17 protein-coding genes and 1 pseudogene are annotated in these 17,166 nt (G+C 70.1%); 16 read left to right on the plus strand and 2 right to left on the minus strand.

Translation table 11 applies throughout. From position 1 onward, the window contains the following. Positions 1-36: 36 nt before the first annotated feature. A pseudogene (locus tag ACZ7L9_RS26625) lies at positions 37-336 on the minus strand (DUF2470 domain-containing protein); the annotation flags it as partial. Positions 337-523: 187 nt separating this feature from the next. Here ACZ7L9_RS26625 and rpsD point away from each other — a divergent pair. From rpsD to nusB, 14 genes are all read left to right on the plus strand, one after another. Next, positions 524-1,138 (plus strand): 30S ribosomal protein S4, encoded by a 615-nt coding sequence (rpsD, locus tag ACZ7L9_RS26630; protein ID WP_030918857.1) that lies wholly within the window; start codon positions 524-526, stop codon positions 1,136-1,138. Between the two features lie 229 nt (positions 1,139-1,367). Next, a complete protein-coding gene (locus tag ACZ7L9_RS26635; protein WP_471418975.1) occupies positions 1,368-1,817 on the plus strand; it encodes a DUF948 domain-containing protein in 450 nt (149 codons plus the stop codon). Between the two features lie 7 nt (positions 1,818-1,824). Continuing rightward, positions 1,825-2,187 carry a DUF6167 family protein gene (locus tag ACZ7L9_RS26640; RefSeq protein ID WP_471418896.1) on the plus strand — a complete coding sequence of 121 codons (363 nt, stop codon included), beginning with the start codon at positions 1,825-1,827 and terminating at the stop codon, positions 2,185-2,187. After that, complete coding sequence (gene alaS / locus ACZ7L9_RS26645; protein ID WP_471418898.1) at positions 2,187-4,856, plus strand: alanine--tRNA ligase; 2,670 nt, start codon at positions 2,187-2,189, stop codon at positions 4,854-4,856. The genes ACZ7L9_RS26640 and alaS overlap by 1 nt, the downstream gene beginning before the upstream one ends. An 8-nt stretch (positions 4,857-4,864) precedes the next feature. Then, positions 4,865-5,338: a Holliday junction resolvase RuvX gene (gene ruvX / locus ACZ7L9_RS26650; RefSeq protein WP_471418899.1), complete on the plus strand. Its 474-nt coding sequence runs from the start codon at positions 4,865-4,867 to the stop codon at positions 5,336-5,338. Between the two features lie 95 nt (positions 5,339-5,433). Continuing rightward, positions 5,434-7,122, plus strand: coding sequence for an endolytic transglycosylase MltG (gene mltG, locus ACZ7L9_RS26655; RefSeq protein ID WP_471418901.1), 1,689 nt, complete (start codon positions 5,434-5,436; stop codon positions 7,120-7,122). Continuing rightward, on the plus strand, positions 7,109-7,945 hold the full coding sequence (locus ACZ7L9_RS26660) for a shikimate dehydrogenase (RefSeq protein ID WP_471418903.1): 837 nt from the start codon (positions 7,109-7,111) through the stop codon (positions 7,943-7,945). The genes mltG and ACZ7L9_RS26660 overlap by 14 nt, the downstream gene beginning before the upstream one ends. Before the next feature lie 148 nt (positions 7,946-8,093). Next, positions 8,094-9,278: a chorismate synthase gene (gene aroC / locus ACZ7L9_RS26665; RefSeq protein WP_471418905.1), complete on the plus strand. Its 1,185-nt coding sequence runs from the start codon at positions 8,094-8,096 to the stop codon at positions 9,276-9,278. Continuing rightward, positions 9,275-10,921, plus strand: coding sequence for a 3-dehydroquinate synthase (gene aroB, locus ACZ7L9_RS26670; protein ID WP_471418906.1), 1,647 nt, complete (start codon positions 9,275-9,277; stop codon positions 10,919-10,921). Before aroC ends, aroB begins: the two co-directional genes overlap by 4 nt. Continuing rightward, the gene (gene aroQ, locus ACZ7L9_RS26675) at positions 10,918-11,358 is read left to right on the plus strand and encodes a type II 3-dehydroquinate dehydratase (protein WP_471418908.1); all 441 of its coding nucleotides are present in this window, start codon (positions 10,918-10,920) and stop codon (positions 11,356-11,358) included. Before aroB ends, aroQ begins: the two co-directional genes overlap by 4 nt. Before the next feature lie 139 nt (positions 11,359-11,497). Then, on the plus strand, positions 11,498-12,319 hold the full coding sequence (locus ACZ7L9_RS26680; protein WP_471418910.1) for a Pro-rich N-terminal domain-containing protein: 822 nt from the start codon (positions 11,498-11,500) through the stop codon (positions 12,317-12,319). A gap of 101 nt (positions 12,320-12,420) precedes the next feature. After that, the gene (locus ACZ7L9_RS26685) at positions 12,421-13,527 is read left to right on the plus strand and encodes an aminopeptidase P family protein (protein ID WP_471418912.1); all 1,107 of its coding nucleotides are present in this window, start codon (positions 12,421-12,423) and stop codon (positions 13,525-13,527) included. A gap of 50 nt (positions 13,528-13,577) precedes the next feature. Beyond that, positions 13,578-14,144: an elongation factor P gene (gene efp / locus ACZ7L9_RS26690; RefSeq protein WP_266745095.1), complete on the plus strand. Its 567-nt coding sequence runs from the start codon at positions 13,578-13,580 to the stop codon at positions 14,142-14,144. 2 nt (positions 14,145-14,146) lie between these two features. Then, positions 14,147-14,578, plus strand: a complete 432-nt coding sequence (gene nusB / locus ACZ7L9_RS26695) for a transcription antitermination factor NusB (protein ID WP_471418914.1) — start codon at positions 14,147-14,149, stop codon at positions 14,576-14,578. A gap of 191 nt (positions 14,579-14,769) precedes the next feature. On the opposite strand, the gene bldD is transcribed toward nusB, so the two are convergent. After that, a complete protein-coding gene (bldD, locus tag ACZ7L9_RS26700; protein ID WP_014157378.1) occupies positions 14,770-15,270 on the minus strand; it encodes a transcriptional regulator BldD in 501 nt (166 codons plus the stop codon). Positions 15,271-15,491: 221 nt separating this feature from the next. On the opposite strand from bldD, the gene pyrR reads away from it, so the two are divergent. After that, positions 15,492-16,076: a bifunctional pyr operon transcriptional regulator/uracil phosphoribosyltransferase PyrR gene (gene pyrR / locus ACZ7L9_RS26705; RefSeq protein WP_471418916.1), complete on the plus strand. Its 585-nt coding sequence runs from the start codon at positions 15,492-15,494 to the stop codon at positions 16,074-16,076. A 93-nt stretch (positions 16,077-16,169) separates the two neighbouring features. Further along, positions 16,170-17,165, plus strand: coding sequence for an aspartate carbamoyltransferase catalytic subunit (locus ACZ7L9_RS26710; RefSeq protein ID WP_471418918.1), 996 nt, complete (start codon positions 16,170-16,172; stop codon positions 17,163-17,165). Position 17,166 lies beyond the last annotated feature (1 nt).

The following is a 17,166-nucleotide window of genomic DNA, read 5'->3' on the forward strand; positions in this document are numbered from 1 at the left end:
CGGGACTCGAGACCGGGTGGGGCCGGAAGGCCGGCGGCCGGGTACGGTGGCGAGCCGGCCGGAGACCCGGGCGCGCGCGGATGCGGTGCGGCACGGAGACCGGGGCGACGTCCGTGATCTCCAGCACAGCGGTCTGTCCGACGCCCTCGGCATGCGTCGCGGCCCGTACGGCCGGGGAATCCACGGGGAGTTCGAGGAACAGGCCCCCGTCGGGGCCCACATTCCTGGTCGACGGCATCAGCCGCCCGGGCCGGCCCCGTTCAGCCCGGGAACGAGCAGCACCGCCGAACAGGTACTCTGTACGAGAGTTCGTGTGCGCTCGGCTGCTGACGGCATCCGAGTGTTTTCAAGCCCGCCGGACGCGGCTGACCACGATCTGATCGGTCCTCCGTCGTATCGGCACCCTGAGAGGTGTCGACGCTGTCAGTGCTGTCCGTGATGTGTGTGGTGTTCCCCGGGCGAGACACGCGATCTCCTCAAGTAAGGTGAACCTAACCTAACCTACGATGGAGGTCTGGAGAACGTGCCTAACCAGTCGCGTCCCAAGGTCAAGAAGAGCCGCGCGCTCGGCATCGCGCTGACGCCGAAGGCCGTCAAGTACTTCGAGGCCCGCCCCTACCCGCCGGGCGAGCATGGCCGTGGCCGCAAGCAGAACTCGGACTACAAGGTCCGTCTGCTGGAGAAGCAGCGTCTGCGTGCCCAGTACGACATCAGCGAGCGTCAGATGGCGCGCGCCTACGACCGCGCCAAGAAGGCCGAGGGCAAGACGGGCGAGGCGCTGGTCGTCGAGCTCGAGCGTCGTCTCGACGCGCTGGTTCTGCGTTCGGGCATCGCCCGCACCATCTACCAGGCCCGCCAGATGGTCGTGCACGGTCACATCGAGGTCGACGGCCGCAAGGTCGACAAGCCGTCCTTCCGCGTCCGTCCCGACAACATCGTGATGGTCCGCGAGCGCAGCCGCGACAAGCACCCCTTCCAGGTTGCCCGCGAGGGTGGTTACGCCCCCGACGGCGAGACCCCGCGCTACCTGCAGGTGAACCTGAAGGCCCTGGCCTTCCGCCTTGACCGGGACCCGAACCGCAAGGAAATCCCCGTGATCTGCGACGAGCAGCTCGTCGTCGAGTACTACGCCCGCTGATCCAGGCGTAGCCGCTCTCACCAGCGCTCCGGCCCGCCCCTTCCCGTCGTACGGGAGGCGGCGGGCCGCCGCGTTCTCCCGGTAATGCAGTACGGGGCGCGACCACCGGCGCGATAGGCTCGGGGGACGACGACTGGCTGCTGCGGCAGCGGTCGGCGGACCGAGCAGAGAACAGACAGTACAGAGACAGCGACAAGCTAGAGAGCGGTGCACTGTGTCCGGTGGAGAGGTGGCCGGGATCCTGGTGGCCGTCTTCTGGGCGATCCTGGTTTCGTTCCTCGCCGTCGTGCTGGTGAGGCTGGCCCAGACGCTCAGGGCGACCACCAAGCTCGTGGCGGACGTGACCGAGCAGGCGGTCCCGCTGCTTGCCGACGCCTCCGCCACCGTGCGTTCCGCGCAGACCCAGCTCGACAAGGTCGACGCGATCGCCACGGACGTCCAGGAAGTCACCTCCAACGCCTCGGCACTCTCCACCACCGTCGCCTCGACCTTCGGCGGCCCGCTCGTCAAGGTCGCCGCGTTCGGTTACGGGGTGCGTCAGGCCATCGGCCGCAAGACCAGTCCGGAACCGGAACCTGCGCGCCGGCCGTCCCGTCGTACGGTGATCGTCGGCCGTACCGTGCCGTCCGCGCGCGGTCGGAAGCGCACCGGCACAAGCTCCCGCGGATCGAAGGACTGACGCAGCGATGTTCCGCCGTACGTTCTGGTTCACCGCCGGCGCCGCCGCCGGTGTCTGGGCCACCACCAAGGTCAACCGCAAGCTCAAACAGCTGACCCCCGAGAGCCTCGCGGCGCAGGCCGCCGACAAGGCGATCGAGACCGGCCACAGGTTCAAGGACTTCGCTCTCGACGTCCGTGAGTCCATGGCCCGGCGCGAGGCCGAACTGGGCGAGGCGCTGGGCCTGGAGGCACCGGTCGACCCCGAGCTTCCGGTGCGGCGCCACTTCGCCGTCGAGGCGGCCGAGTCCGTCGGACCGGACCGGCCTCTCGAAGGCACCCACTACCGCACGCTCCCCTACAACTCGTACAACCGGAATGAGGACCACTGATGGAGTCGGCTGAAATTCGTCGCCGCTGGCTGAGCTTCTTCGAGGAGCGCGGTCACACTGCCGTCCCTTCGGCGTCGCTCATCGCGGACGACCCGACTCTGCTGCTGGTCCCCGCGGGCATGGTCCCCTTCAAGCCGTACTTCCTCGGCGAGGTCAAGCCGCCCGCCCCGCGCGTCACCAGCGTGCAGAAGTGCGTCCGTACGCCGGACATCGAGGAGGTCGGCAAGACCACCCGGCACGGCACGTTCTTCCAGATGTGCGGCAACTTCTCCTTCGGCGACTACTTCAAGGAAGGCGCCATCAGCTACGCCTGGGAGGCTCTGACGAGCTCCGTGGCGGACGGCGGCTTCGGTCTCGACCCCGAGCGGCTGTGGATCACGGTCTACCTCGACGACGACGAGGCCGAGCAGATCTGGCGCGACAAGATCGGCGTACCGGCCGAGCGGATCCAGCGGCTGGGCAAGAAGGACAACTTCTGGTCCATGGGCGTGCCCGGTCCCTGTGGCCCCTGCTCCGAGATCAATTACGACCGCGGCCCCGAGTTCGGTGTCGAGGGCGGCCCGGCCGTCAACGACGAGCGCTACGTGGAGATCTGGAACCTGGTCTTCATGCAGTTCGAGCGGGGCGCCGGTGACGGCAAGGAGGACTTCCCGATCCTCGGCGACCTGCCGTCGAAGAACATCGACACGGGTCTCGGCCTGGAACGCCTCGCCATGATCCTGCAGGGCGTACAGAACATGTACGAGACCGACACCCTGCGCGTCGTCATGGACAGGGCCACCGAGCTGACCGGCGTCCGGTACGGCGCCGAGCACGGTTCGGACGTCTCGCTCCGCGTGGTCGCCGACCACATCCGTACCTCCGTGATGCTCATCGGTGACGGCGTCACCCCCGGCAACGAGGGCCGCGGCTATGTGCTGCGCCGCATCATGCGTCGCGCCATCCGTAACATGCGCCTGCTGGGTGCCACCGGGCCGGTCGTCAAGGAACTGATCGATGTCGTGATCGACACGATGGGGCAGCAGTACCCGGAGCTCATCACCGACCGCAAGCGCATCGAGACCGTCGCCCTCGCCGAAGAGGCCGCCTTCCTCAAGGCCCTCAAGGGCGGCACCAACATCCTCGACACCGCCGTCACCGAGACCAAGGCCGCCGGTGGCAAGGTGCTCGCCGGCGACAAGGCGTTCCTGCTCCACGACACCTGGGGCTTCCCGATCGACCTCACCCTGGAGATGGCCGCGGAACAGGGCCTCGCCGTGGACGAGGACGGCTTCCGCCGCCTGATGAAGGAGCAGCGGGAGCGAGCCAAGGCCGACGCCAAGGCCAAGAAGACCGGCCACGCCGACCTGTCCGCCTACCGCGAGGTCGCCGACAACTCCGGCACCACCGAGTTCACCGGCTACACCGCCACCGAGGGCGAGTCGACGATCGTCGGCCTGCTCGTCGACGGCGTGCCCTCGCCCGCCGCCACCGAGGGCGACGAGGTCGAAGTCGTCCTGGACCGCACCCCGTTCTACGCCGAGGGCGGCGGCCAGCTCGCCGACCAGGGGCGGATCCGGCTCGACAGCGGCGCCGTCATCCAGGTCCGCGACGTCCAGCAGCCCGTCCCGGGCGTCTCCGTCCACAAGGGTTCGGTGCAGGTCGGCGAGGTGACCGTCGGCGCCTCCGTGTACGCCGCCATCGACACCACCCGCCGCCGCGCCATCGCCCGCGCCCACAGTGCCACGCACCTCACGCACCAGGCGCTGCGCGACGCACTGGGCCCGACGGCCGCCCAGGCCGGTTCGGAGAACTCGCCGGGCCGCTTCCGCTTCGACTTCGGTTCGCCCGCCGCCGTACCCGGCACGGTCCTCACCGACGTCGAGCAGAAGATCAACGAGGTCCTCGCCCGCGAACTCGACGTCCAGGCCGAGGTCATGCCGATCGCCGAGGCCAAGAAGCAGGGCGCCATCGCCGAGTTCGGCGAGAAGTACGGCGAGCGGGTCCGGGTCGTCACCATCGGCGACTTCTCCAAGGAGCTCTGCGGCGGTACGCACGTCCACAACACCGCCCAGCTGGGCCTGGTGAAGCTGCTCGGCGAATCGTCCATCGGTTCCGGTGTGCGTCGCATCGAGGCCCTCGTCGGCGTCGACGCGTACAACTTCCTCGCCAGGGAGCACACGGTCGTCGCCCAGCTCCAGGAGCTGGTCAAGGGCCGCCCCGAGGAGCTCCCGGAGAAGATCGCCGGAATGCTCGGCAAGCTGAAGGACGCCGAGAAGGAGATCGAGAAGTTCCGCGCGGAGAAGGTCCTCCAGGCTGCCGCCGGGCTGGTCGATTCGGCCAGGGACGTACACGGCGTCGCTCTGGTCACCGGTCAGGTCCCGGACGGTACCTCGGCCGACGACCTGCGCAGGCTCGTCCTCGACGTCCGTGGCCGCATCCAGGGCGGCCGCCCGGCCGTCGTGGCCCTCTTCACCACCGCCCACGGCCGCCCGCTGACCGTGATCGCCACCAACGAGGCCGCTCGTGAGCGCGGACTCAAGGCCGGGGACCTGGTCCGCACGGCCGCCAAGACCCTCGGTGGCGGTGGCGGCGGCAAGCCGGACGTCGCCCAGGGCGGCGGCCAGAACCCCGAGGCCATCGGCGCCGCCGTGGCCGCTGTCGAACGCCTCGTCGCCGAGACGGCGTGACGGCGGGGATGACGCGGATGCGCCGCGGCCGTCGGCTCGCGATCGACGTCGGGGACGCCCGGATCGGGGTCGCCTCGTGCGACCCCGACGGGATCCTCGCCACGCCGGTGGAGACCGTTCCGGGACGCGATGTCCCGGCGGCCCACCGGCGGCTCGGACAGATCGTCCAGGAGTACGAGCCGATCGAGATCATCATCGGCCTGCCACGGTCCCTCGGCGGCGGTGAAGGCCCCGCCGCCGCCAAGATCCGGGTCTTCGCCCAGGAGGTCGCCCGCTCGGTCACGCCCATTCCGGTGCGACTGGTGGACGAGAGGATGACCACAGTGACGGCCAGTCAAGGACTGCGCGCCTCGGGCGTGAAGTCCAAGAAAGGCCGTTCCGTCATCGATCAGGCTGCCGCTGTGGTGATCCTTCAGAACGCTCTGGAGTCCGAACGGACGTCGGGTAAAGCCCCGGGCGAAGGCGTCGAAGTGGCTCTCTGATCGCGATACGGTAACGTTCCGCGCGATGCGGCGGTGTTCGAACAAACACCGCACAGCAAAGAGACGGAATGTCGTCTCGCGGCTCTAGGGGATCGATGACTGAGTATGGCCGGGGCCCCGGCTCCGAACCGTGGCATCCCGAGGATCCCTTGTACGGGGACCAGGGATGGGGAGGACAACAGCCTGCCCACGGCCAGAACCAGTACGGCGGCCAGCAGCAGCCCTACCCGCAGCAGCCGCAGCAGGGCCAGTACACACAGCAGGATCCGTACGCGCAGCAGCAGCCGTACGAGCAGCAGCCCGCGTACGGAGTCCCGCAGGACCCGTATGCGCAGCAGCAGCCCCAGCAGCCCCAGTACAACAACGGTGGCTGGGACACCGGGCAGCAGTCCGCCGGGATGCCCTACGACCCTCAGTCGGCCGACCAGTACGGCGGCCGGCAGGCCGGTTACGGCGAGACGCATGACTACTACGGCACGCCGGAGGCCTACCCGCCGCCGCAGCCTCCGGGCCGCCGGCAGGACGTCCCCGAGCAGGCCCCCGCGCAGAGTCCCGACTGGGACCCGGAGGTCCAGCCGGAGGAGACCCACCCCTTCTTCACGGGCGCGGACGACGGGGACGACAAGGACGACGAGTACGACGACGACCCGCGTGAGTCACGCCGCGGCAGTCGCGGCGGCAACGAACGCCGGGGCAAGGGCAAGAAGAAGAGCCGCAGCGGCTGCGCCTGCCTGGTCGTCTCGTTGGTCCTGGTCGGCGGCCTCGGGGGAGCGGGCTACCTCGGATACTCGTACTGGCAGGACAAATTCGGTGCGCCGCCCGACTACGCCGGCACGGGCACCGGCGAGGTCGAGGTCGAGATCCAGAAGGGCGCCTTGGGCTACGACATCGGCAACATCCTGAAGCAGAAGGGTGTCGTCAAGAGCGTCGACGCGTTCGTCGCCGCGCAGAAGGAGAACCCCAAGGGCAATTCGATCCAGGCCGGCGTCTATCTGCTCCACGAGAAGATGTCCGCGGCCGAGGCCGTGAAGTTGATGGTCGACCCGAAGAGCCAGAATCTGCTGGTCATTGCTGAGGGCACCCGCAGCATCGCGGTCTACGAGAAGATCGACAAGAGGCTGGGCCTCAAGGCCGGGACCACGCAGGGCATCGCCAAGACCGACGCGGGCAAACTCGGTCTGCCGGAATGGGCCAACAACGATCCGAAGATCATGGACCCGCTGGAGGGCTTCCTGTTCCCGGCGGCCTACCCGGTCGCCAAGGGGATGAAGCCCGAGGCCGTCCTGAAGAAGATGGTCTCCCGGGCCAACGAGGAGTACAACAAGCTCGATCTCGAGGGAACGGCCAAGAAGTATCAGCTGAGCGGCCCCTGGCAGGTGCTCACCGTGGCCAGCCTGGTGCAGGCGGAAGGCCTGACGCACGACGACTTCCGGAAGATGGCCGAGGTGGTCTACAACCGCCTCAAGCCGGACAACACGGCCACCAACCGCAAGCTCGAGTTCGACTCGGCGTTCAACTACCTGAAGAAGCAGAGCAAGATCAAGATCAGTTCGAGGGAGATCCGGACCAACCCCCACCCGTACAACACCTACTACCACGCGGGCCTGCCGCCGGGGCCGATCGGTAACCCCGGTGAAGATGCGCTCCGTGCGACGCTGAATCCGACCCACGACGGCTGGATGTTCTTCATCTCGCTCGACGGCAAGAAGACCAAGTTCACCAAGACTGCCGCCGACCACGAGAAGCTCAACCAGAAGTTCAAGGAACAGCATGGCCTCCAGTAACGAGGTGCGACGGGCCGCCGTTCTCGGCTCGCCCATCGCCCACTCGCTCTCTCCGGTCCTGCACCGGGCCGCGTACGCCGAACTCGGCCTCAACCACTGGACGTACGACCGGTTCGAGGTCGACGAGGCGGGCCTCCCCGCCTTCATGGCGGGGCTCGACTCCACATGGGCCGGGCTCTCGCTTACCATGCCACTCAAGCGCGCGATCATCCCGCTGCTGGACTCCGTCAGCGAGACGGCGTCCTCGGTGGAGGCGGTCAACACGGTCGTCTTCACGGATGACGGCCGAAGGACCGGCGACAACACCGATATCCCCGGCATGATCGCCGCGCTGCGCGAACGCGGTGTGGCGAAGACCGACTCCGCCGCCGTGCTCGGCGCCGGAGCGACCGCTTCCTCGGCGCTCGCGGCGCTGTCCGAGATCTGTACGGGACCGGTCACCGCATACGTGCGCAGCCGGGCACGGGGCCAGGAGATGCGTGGCTGGGGCGAACGCCTCGGCGTCGAAGTCCGGATCTCCGACTGGGCGGAGGCCGAGCAGGCGCTGCACGCCCCGCTGGTCATCGCCACCACCCCGGCCGGTGCCACGGACGCGCTGGCCGATGCCGTGCCGGACCGGCCCGGCACGCTCTTCGATGTGCTGTACCAGCCCTGGCCGACCGGACTCGCGGCCGCCTGGACGGCCCATAACGGCGCAGTCGTCGGAGGTCTCGACCTTCTGGTGCACCAGGCGGTCCTCCAGGTCGAGCAGATGACGGGCCGCGCGCCCGCCCCGCTCGCGGCGATGCGGCAGGCCGGCGAAGAGGCGCTGGCCGCGCGCTGACCACGCGCACGTGCGGGCCCCGGTCCGTCCGTCTGCTGGACCGACGGCCGGTTCACGCGCCCGGCCGTGGGAGGATCGAAGGCGGCGGGCCAGGGCCGCGCACCCGGTCGCGCCGTTGCAGTTCCAGGCGCGAGCATGAGGAGCACCGTTGAGCAGGTTGCGCTGGCTGACCGCGGGGGAGTCGCACGGCCCCGCACTCGTGGCGACGCTGGAGGGTCTTCCCGCCGGTGTCCCGGTCACCACGGAGATGGTGGCGGACGCACTCGCCCGGCGGCGGCTCGGGTATGGCCGCGGTGCGCGGATGAAGTTCGAGAAGGACGAGGTCACCTTCCTCGGCGGGGTGCGCCACGGTCTCACCATGGGCTCTCCGGTCGCCGTGATGGTGGGCAACACCGAGTGGCCCAAGTGGGAGCAGGTCATGTCGGCCGACCCGGTCGACCCCGAGGAGCTGGCCGAGCTGGCCCGTAACGCCCCGCTGACCCGCCCGAGGCCCGGCCACGCCGACCTCGCCGGGATGCAGAAGTACGGCTTCGACGAGGCACGGCCGATCCTGGAGCGCGCCAGTGCCCGGGAGACGGCGGCCCGGGTGGCGCTCGGTGCCGTCGCACGGTCGTACCTCAAGGAGACCGCGGGCATCGAGATCGTCAGCCATGTCGTCGAACTGGCCGCGGCCAAGGCGCCGTACGGCGTCTACCCGACGCCCGCCGACGTCGAGCGGCTGGACGCCGACCCGGTGCGCTGCCTGGACGCCGACGCGAGCAAGGAAATGGTCGCCGAGATCGACCAGGCACACAAGGACGGCGACACCCTCGGCGGCGTGGTCGAGGTGCTGGCGTACGGAGTGCCCGTCGGCCTCGGCTCGCACGTCCACTGGGACCGCCGCCTCGACGCCCGGCTCGCCGCGGCGCTGATGGGCATCCAGGCCATCAAGGGTGTCGAGGTCGGCGACGGCTTCGACCTGGCCAGGGTCCCCGGCTCCAAGGCGCACGACGAGATCCTGGTCACCGAGGACGGCATCAGGCGCGCCTCCGGCCGCTCCGGCGGCACCGAGGGCGGTCTGACCACCGGTGAGCTGCTGCGGGTCCGCGCCGCGATGAAGCCCATCGCGACCGTGCCGCGCGCGCTCGCCACCGTCGACGTCGTCACCGGTGAGCCCGCCAAGGCCCACCACCAGCGCTCCGATGTCTGTGCCGTTCCGGCTGCGGGCATCGTCGCCGAGGCGATGGTCGCACTGGTCCTGGCCGACGCCGTCGCGGAGAAGTTCGGCGGCGACAGCGTCGCGGAGACCCGTCGCAACGTGCAGTCGTACCTCGACCACCTGCAGATCCGATGAGCGGCCCGCTGATCGTCCTCGTCGGGCCGATGGGCGTCGGAAAGTCCACGGTCGGTGAACTGCTCGCCGCCCGGCTCGGCACCACCTACCGGGACACCGACGCGGACGTCGTCGCCACGGCCGGCAAGCCGATCCCCGAGATCTTCTACGACGAGGGCGAGGAACACTTCCGCGAGCTGGAGCGACAGGCCGTGCACACCGCCGTCGCCGAGCACACGGGTGTCCTCTCCCTCGGCGGCGGCGCCGTGCTCGACGCGACGACCCGCGTGCTGCTCGCCGACCACCCCGTCGTCTATCTCTCGATGGACGTCGAGGAGGCAGTCAAGCGGGTCGGCCTGAACGCCGCCCGCCCGCTGCTCGCCGTCAACCCGCGCCGGCAGTGGCGCGAGCTGATGGACGCCCGCCGCCACCTGTACACCGAGGTGGCCCGGGTGACCGTCGCCACCGACGAGCGCACCCCCGAAGAGGTCGCCCAGGCGGTCCTCGACGCATTGGAACTGCCGGAGCGCACGGACGACCCCGTAACCCCCGGCCGGGAGAACACACGTATGACCGAGCAGGGCCCCACCCGTATCCAGATCGCCGGCAGCGCGGGCACCGACCCGTACGAGGTGCTGATCGGCCGGCAGCTCCTCGGCGAGCTGCCCACGCTCATCGGCGACCGCGCCAAGCGGGTCGCCGTCCTGCACCCCGAGGCACTCGCCGAGACCGGTGAGGCGGTCCGCCAGGACCTCGCCGAGCAGGGCTACGAGGCCATCGCGATCCAGCTGCCGAACGCCGAAGAGGCCAAGACCGTCGAGGTCGCGGCCTACTGCTGGAAGGCGCTCGGGCAGACCGGATTCACCCGCACCGACGTCATCGTCGGCGTCGGCGGCGGGGCCACCACCGACGTGGCCGGATTCGTCGCGGCGACCTGGCTGCGCGGGGTCCGCTGGATCGCCGTCCCCACGACGGTGCTCGCCATGGTCGACGCGGCCGTCGGCGGCAAGACCGGCATCAACACCGCCGAGGGCAAGAACCTCGTCGGCGCCTTCCACCCGCCCGCCGGGGTCCTGTGCGACCTCGCCGCGCTGGACTCGCTGCCCGTGCACGACTACGTCAGCGGCATGGCCGAGATCATCAAGGCCGGCTTCATCGCCGACCCCGCGATCCTCGACCTCATCGAGGCGGACCCGGAAGGCGCCCGTACGCCCACCGGACCGCACACCGCCGAGCTGATCGAGCGGGCCATCCGGGTCAAGGCCGAGGTCGTCTCCAGCGATCTCAAGGAATCCGGGCTGCGCGAGATCCTCAACTACGGCCACACCCTGGCCCACGCCATCGAGAAGAACGAGCGCTACAAGTGGCGGCACGGCGCGGCCGTCTCGGTCGGCATGGTCTTCGCCGCCGAGCTGGGCCGGCTGGCCGGGCGCCTCGACGACGCCACCGCCGACCGGCACCGCGCCGTCCTGGAGTCCGTCGGACTCCCGCTCACCTACCGCGGCGACCAGTGGCCCAAGCTGCTGGAGAACATGAAGGTCGACAAGAAGTCCCGCGGCGACCTGCTGCGCTTCATCGTCCTCGACGGCCTCGGCAAGCCCACCGTGCTGGAGGGTCCCGATCCGGCCGTGCTGCTCGCCGCCTACGGGGAGGTGTCGGCGTGACCCGCCGGGTTCTCGTCCTCAACGGGCCGAACCTCGGCCGGCTCGGCTCCCGCGAGCCCGATGTGTACGGCGCCACGTCCTACGCCGGGCTCGTCGAGACCTGCCAGGCGCTCGGAAGGGAGCTCGGCTTCGCCGTCGACGTCCGGGAGACCAACGACGAGGGCGAGCTGATCCGCTGGCTCCACGAGGCCGCGGACGGTTCAATTCCGGTCGTTCTCAACCCGGGAGCCTTCACCCACTATTCGTACGGAATGCGGGACGCGGCGGCCCAGCGCACCGCCCCGCTGATCGAGGTGCACATCTCGAACCCGTACGCACGGGAGGAATTCCGCCACAACTCCGTGGTCGCACCGGTCGCCACGGGGACGGTGGCCGGGTTCGGCATCGGCTCCTACCGCCTCGCTCTGCGCGCCCTCGCGGACGAGCTGACCGACTGACGGACCCGTACACCGGACGGCCGACCCGGTCGGCCGGGCACCGTGGACCGTCCCCGACCGTTCCCTCATCGGCGGCCGGGGACGGTACGGTTGCCGTTCCACCAGCCCCAGTTGCCTGTACGAGACGGAGTGGCACCGGATGCAGCACGCAGTGGGGGCCCCGCTGCCGCCGCCCCAAGGCCCCGGAAGCGGACCTGTCGGCTGGACGCACCAGGCCCAGCACCCCGGACAGCCGGGGCCGCCGCCCACCACCCCTCCCGCGCCCCCCACGCCCCGGGGCTGGAGCGGCCCCGCCCCGCAGCACGCCCCGGCCCCGCCCTCCAGGGAGACCACCGGGCACGTCCAGCTGCCGCCCGGCGGCCCCGTCCCGCTGCCCGCGCCACCCGCCGAGCCCGGCACCGGCAGCGCGACCCTCGCCGTCCTGCTGATCGGTCCCGCGGGCGCCGGCAAGACCACCGTGGCCAAGCTCTGGGCCAGCCGCCGGCGGGTTCCCACGGCCCACGTCAGCCTCGACGACGTCCGTGAATGGGTCTGCTCCGGCTTCGCCGACCCCCAGGCCGGGTGGAACGACCACTCCGAGGCCCAGTACCGCCTGGCCCGTCGCACCTGCGGCTTCGCCGCGCGCAACTTCCTCGCCAACGGCATCTCCTGCATCCTGGACGACGCCGTGTTCCCGGACCGGCCGGTCGTCGGCCTCGGCGGCTGGAAACGCCATGTCGGCCCCGGACTGCTGCCCGTCGTCCTGCTGCCCGGCCTGGAGGTCGTGCTGGAACGCAATGCCGCCCGCAGCGGGAACCGCCGCCTCTCGGACGAGGAGGTGGCCCGGATCCACGGCCGGATGGCCGGGTGGTACGGCTCCGGGCTGCCGATCATCGACAACTCGACGTACGACGTGGCGACCACCGCCCGCGTCCTCGACGACATACTCGCCCGCTCCATAGCCAGCCCACCGGCCTGGTGAACCCTCACCGGGCGGCGCTCCCGGTCCGGTGAGGGCAGGCCGCGGCCCCGGTCGGGTGCGCTGACCGAGCAGGCCGACGCCACCGCTCGTAGGCTCGTGACATGTCAGACGTGTACGCCGTCCGCCGCGGGCAGCTCCGCGACCGGTGCGCCGCCGTCGGATCCGCGGCCGCTCTGGTCTCCCGCCCCGCCAACGTCCGCTATCTCGCGGGCGGAGCGCCCCCGGGCGCCGTGCTGCTGCTCGGCCCCGGCGAGGACGTGCTGCTCTGCCCCCGCGACCCGGCCGACAATCCTTCCGACGGGCCCACGGACGACCGGCTGCGAGTGTCCCCGCTGCCGGACAGCGACGGCGATCCGGTGGTCGCGGCCGCCGCTCTGGCCGGTTCCTCGGGTGCGGAGTCCCTGGCCGTGGAGGAACACCATCTGACGGTCGCCCGCCACCGGGCCATGGGCTCCGTCGCTCCGCGGCTCCGGCTCGCCGATCTCGGTGCCACCGTCGAGCAGCTCCGGGTCGTCAAGGACGAGGAGGAGATCGCCTGTCTGCGGATCGCCGCCGAGATCACCGACCAGGCCCTGGGCGAACTTCTCGAATCGATTCTGGTGGGCCGCACCGAACGCCATCTCGCCCTGGAGTTGGAGCGCCGCCTGGTGGACCACGGCGCCGACGGCCCCGCCTTCGCCACCTCCGTGGCCACCGGGCCGAACTCCGGCCAGGGCCGCCACCGCCCCTCGGACCGACGGGTGGAGGAAGGGGATTTTCTCTCCGTCTGCCTCGGCGCCAACTATCGTGGCTACCGCTGCGAGATCGGCCGTACGTTCGTCATCGGGACGACGCCCGCCGACTGGCAGATCGAGCTCTACGACCTGGTTTTCGCCGCTCAGCGGGCCGGGCGCGAGGCTCTCGTACCCGGCGCGGCCTACCGCGATGTGGACCGTGCGGCCCGCCACATTCTGGACTCCGCCGGCCACGGCCGGAGCCTCGCACCGTGGACGGGGCACGGGGTGGGGCTCGAAATCGACGAGGACCCGCAGCTGGCACCTGCCGCCATGGGTAAACTGGACGCTTGTGTGCCGGTCACCGTCGAACCGGGGGTCCACCTCCCGGGCCGGGGCGGGGTCCGGATCGATGACACGCTCGTCGTGCGCCCCGAGGCGGACGGCGGACCCGAGCTACTCACCATTACGACCAAGGAGCTGCTCGCGCTCTAGCGCGCATCCTCGGTCGTTCCACCAGCTTCAGTCCAGGAGATTCCGCAACCGTGGCTTCCACGAACGACCTCAAGAACGGCCTGGTGCTCAAGCTCGACGGAGGCCAGCTCTGGTCCGTCGTCGAGTTCCAGCACGTCAAGCCCGGCAAGGGCCCGGCTTTCGTGCGCACCAAGCTCAAGAACGTGCTGTCCGGCAAGGTCGTCGACAAGACGTTCAACGCCGGCGTGAAGGTCGAAACGGCCACCATCGACCGTCGCGACATGCAGTTCTCGTACATGGACGGCGAGTACTTCGTCTTCATGGACATGGACACCTACGACCAGCTCATGGTCGACCGCAAGGCTGTCGGCAACGCCGCCAACTTCCTGATCGAGGGCTTCACCGCCTCCGTCGCCCAGCACGAGGGCGAGGTGCTCTACGTCGAGCTGCCCGCCGCCGTCGAGCTGACCGTCCAGCACACCGACCCGGGCGTCCAGGGCGACCGTTCCACCGGTGGCACCAAGCCCGCCACGCTGGAGACCGGCTACGAGATCGGCGTCCCGCTCTTCATCACCACGGGTGAGAAGATCAAGGTCGACACCCGCACAGGCGACTACCTCGGCCGGGTGAACAGCTAACCGTGGCTGCCCGGAACAAGGCCCGCAAGCGCGCCTTCCAGATCCTCTTCGAGGCCGACCAGCGCGGTGAGTCCGTGCAGACGGTCCTTGCGGACTGGGTGCGGCACTCGCGGACCGACGACCGTCAGCCGCCGGTCACCGAGTACACGATGGAGCTCGTCGAGGGGTACGCGCAGTACGCGGACCGGATCGACGACCTCATCGTGACCTACGCCGTGGACTGGGAGATCGACCGCATGCCGGTCGTCGACCGGAACATCCTGCGGCTCGGTGCCTACGAGCTGATCTGGGAGGACGGCACCCCGGACGCGGTGGTGATCGACGAGGCGGTCCAGCTCGCCAAGGAGTTCTCCACCGATGACTCCCCGTCCTTCGTGAACGGACTGCTCGCCCGTTTCAAGGACCTCAAGCCGAACCTCCGCCGGGAGCAGTAGCCTCCGGCGGCGTTCAGCCGACGAAGGGCCCACGGCCGGACGACCGTGGGCCCTTCGGCACGCGAGCCCGGCGTGATCCGAACGAGAGGCCCCAACCGCGCAGCCGGTTGCCGTACAAACGAGAACGCCGTGTCGACGGAGACCCGGAAGGGGCCCGCGTCAACACGGCGGCACGTTTCTGCGGAGGGGCCTCAGCCCTCGTCGTGAGCGACGGCGCGGCGCGCGTCCGCGTCCAGTACGCCCCAGCTGATCAGCTGTTCCGTCAGCACGGACGGCGACTGGTCGTAGATGACGGCCAGCGTGCGCAGGTCGTCCTGGCGGATCGAGAGCACCTTGCCGTTGTAGTCACCGCGCTGGCTCTGGATCGTCGCGGCATAGCGCTGCAGCGGTCCGGCCTTCTCCGGCGGGACGTGGGCGAGGCGCTCCAGGTCCAGGACGAGCTTCGGCGGCGGCTCGGCGGCACCGCCGGGCGTCGTACCGGGCAGGAGCTCCTGCACCGGGACCCCGTAGAAGTCCGCGAGCTCGGCGAGACGCTGTACGGTCACGGCACGGTCGCCGCGCTCGTACGAACCGACCACGACGGCCTTCCAGCGGCCCTGCGACTTCTCCTCCACGCCGTGGAGGGAGAGGCCCTGCTGGGTGCGGATGGCGCGGAGCTTGGCCCCGAGCTGTTTTGCGTATTCGCTGGACATAAGGCTCCCCGGACGCTGGGACATTCTGCGGCTCCGCCGCGTGGCTGGTAACTCACTGTGAGGTTACGCAGCGTTACTTGGCTGCGTCAAGCCGAATGGTCCGGACCGGCACCTTCGGGGGGTGTGACCAGGGCCTGGTGCAAGCCCTGGTAACGTTGATGACGCAATTTCGACGTCCTTTAACGTCCGTCCCGTGAGGCGGAGAAGGAGGTCCGTTTCTTATGGACGCACAGCACGAAGCCACCGGCAACGCGGCACGCCCCGTTCTCGAGGCTCCCGACATCGCCCGAGTAGTGACCCGGATCGCCCACGAGATCGTCGAACGCGCCAAGGGCGCCGACGATGTGGTGCTCCTCGGCATCCCGACGCGGGGCGTCTTCCTCGCCCGTCGGCTCGCCGAAAAACTCCAGGAGATCACCGGCCGGAAGATGCCGGTCGGCTCCCTCGACATCACCATGTACCGCGACGACCTGCGGCTGCGCCCGGCGCGCGCCCTGGCCCGCACCGAGATCCCCGGCGAGGGCATCGAGGGCCGCTTGGTCGTCCTCGTCGACGATGTCCTCTTCTCGGGCCGCACGATCCGCGCCGCGCTCGACGCGCTGGGCGACATCGGCAGGCCCCGTGCGGTGCAGCTCGCGGTCCTCGTCGACCGCGGTCACCGCGAACTCCCGATCCGTGCCGACTACGTCGGCAAGAACCTCCCCACGTCGCTGCGGGAGACGGTCAAGGTCCAGCTCGCCGAGGAGGACGGCCGCGACGCCGTGCTGCTCGGTGTCCAGCAGACCGCCCCGGCGGGCGCGCAGTAGCTGCACTTCACCCGTACGGCGTACCTCGAGCCTGTACGGCTGCCTCCGCGCGCCCGCATGCCTGAACCCTCCAGCCCTCCGGAGAACACCCAGATGAAGCGTCACCTCATCTCGGCCGCCGATCTCACCCGCGACGACGCCGTCCTGATCCTCGACACCGCCGAGGAAATGGCACGGGTCGCGGACCGGCCGATCAAGAAGCTCCCGACCCTGCGCGGCCGTACCGTCGTCAACCTCTTCTTCGAGGACTCGACGCGTACCCGCATCTCCTTCGAGGCCGCGGCCAAGCGCCTCTCCGCCGATGTCATCAACTTCTCCGCGAAGGGCTCGTCCGTCTCCAAGGGCGAGTCGCTCAAGGACACCGCGCTGACCCTGGAGGCGATGGGCGCCGACGCCGTCGTCATCCGGCACGGCGCCTCCGGCGCCCCGTACCGTCTCGCCACCTCCGGCTGGATCGACGGCGCCGTCGTCAACGCCGGTGACGGCACCCATGAGCACCCCACCCAGGCCCTCCTGGACGCCTTCACCATGCGCCGCCGCCTCGTCGGGGCCGACAGCGGTCTCGGCCGCGACCTCGAAGGCCGCCGGATCACCATCGTCGGCGACATCCTGCACAGCCGGGTGGCCCGCTCCAACGTCCACCTGCTGAACACGCTCGGCGCCCACGTCACCCTGGTGGCCCCACCGACTCTCGTCCCGGTCGGCGTCGAGCAGTGGCCGTGCGACATCAGCTACGGCCTCGACGAGGTGCTGCCGAAGTCCGACGCGGTGATGATGCTGCGTGTGCAGCGCGAACGGATGAACGCCGCATACTTCCCGACCGAGCGCGAGTACTCCCGCCGCTACGGCCTGGACGCCGACCGCATGGCGAAGATGCCCGCGGACGCCATCGTGATGCACCCGGGCCCGATGGTCCGCGGCATGGAGATCACCGCCGAGGTCGCCGACTCCGACCGGTGCACGGCCGTCGAGCAGGTCGCCAACGGCGTATCGATCCGCATGGCCGTCCTGTACCTGCTGCTGGGCGGCTCCCAGCCCGCCGCCCCGGCCCACCCGTCGCCCGCCACCCGTACCGAGGAGAACAAGTAAT

The sequence above is a fragment of the Streptomyces sp. NPDC111516 genome, assembly GCF_055635345.1.

Coding starts and splice junctions, on each gene's coding strand:
- ACZ7L9_RS26660 (WP_471418903.1), top strand. CDS start 7,109: ATGGCCTCCAGTAACGAGGTGCGACGGGCCGCCGTTCTCGGCTCGCCC.
- pyrR (WP_471418916.1), top strand. CDS start 15,492: ATGGACGCACAGCACGAAGCCACCGGCAACGCGGCACGCCCCGTTCTC.
- alaS (WP_471418898.1), top strand. CDS start 2,187: ATGGAGTCGGCTGAAATTCGTCGCCGCTGGCTGAGCTTCTTCGAGGAG.
- ruvX (WP_471418899.1), top strand. CDS start 4,865: ATGACGCGGATGCGCCGCGGCCGTCGGCTCGCGATCGACGTCGGGGAC.
- ACZ7L9_RS26710 (WP_471418918.1), top strand. CDS start 16,170: ATGAAGCGTCACCTCATCTCGGCCGCCGATCTCACCCGCGACGACGCC.
- ACZ7L9_RS26680 (WP_471418910.1), top strand. CDS start 11,498: ATGCAGCACGCAGTGGGGGCCCCGCTGCCGCCGCCCCAAGGCCCCGGA.
- ACZ7L9_RS26640 (WP_471418896.1), top strand. CDS start 1,825: ATGTTCCGCCGTACGTTCTGGTTCACCGCCGGCGCCGCCGCCGGTGTC.
- ACZ7L9_RS26685 (WP_471418912.1), top strand. CDS start 12,421: ATGTCAGACGTGTACGCCGTCCGCCGCGGGCAGCTCCGCGACCGGTGC.
- mltG (WP_471418901.1), top strand. CDS start 5,434: ATGACTGAGTATGGCCGGGGCCCCGGCTCCGAACCGTGGCATCCCGAG.
- aroB (WP_471418906.1), top strand. CDS start 9,275: ATGAGCGGCCCGCTGATCGTCCTCGTCGGGCCGATGGGCGTCGGAAAG.
- bldD (WP_014157378.1), bottom strand. CDS start 15,270: ATGTCCAGCGAATACGCAAAACAGCTCGGGGCCAAGCTCCGCGCCATC.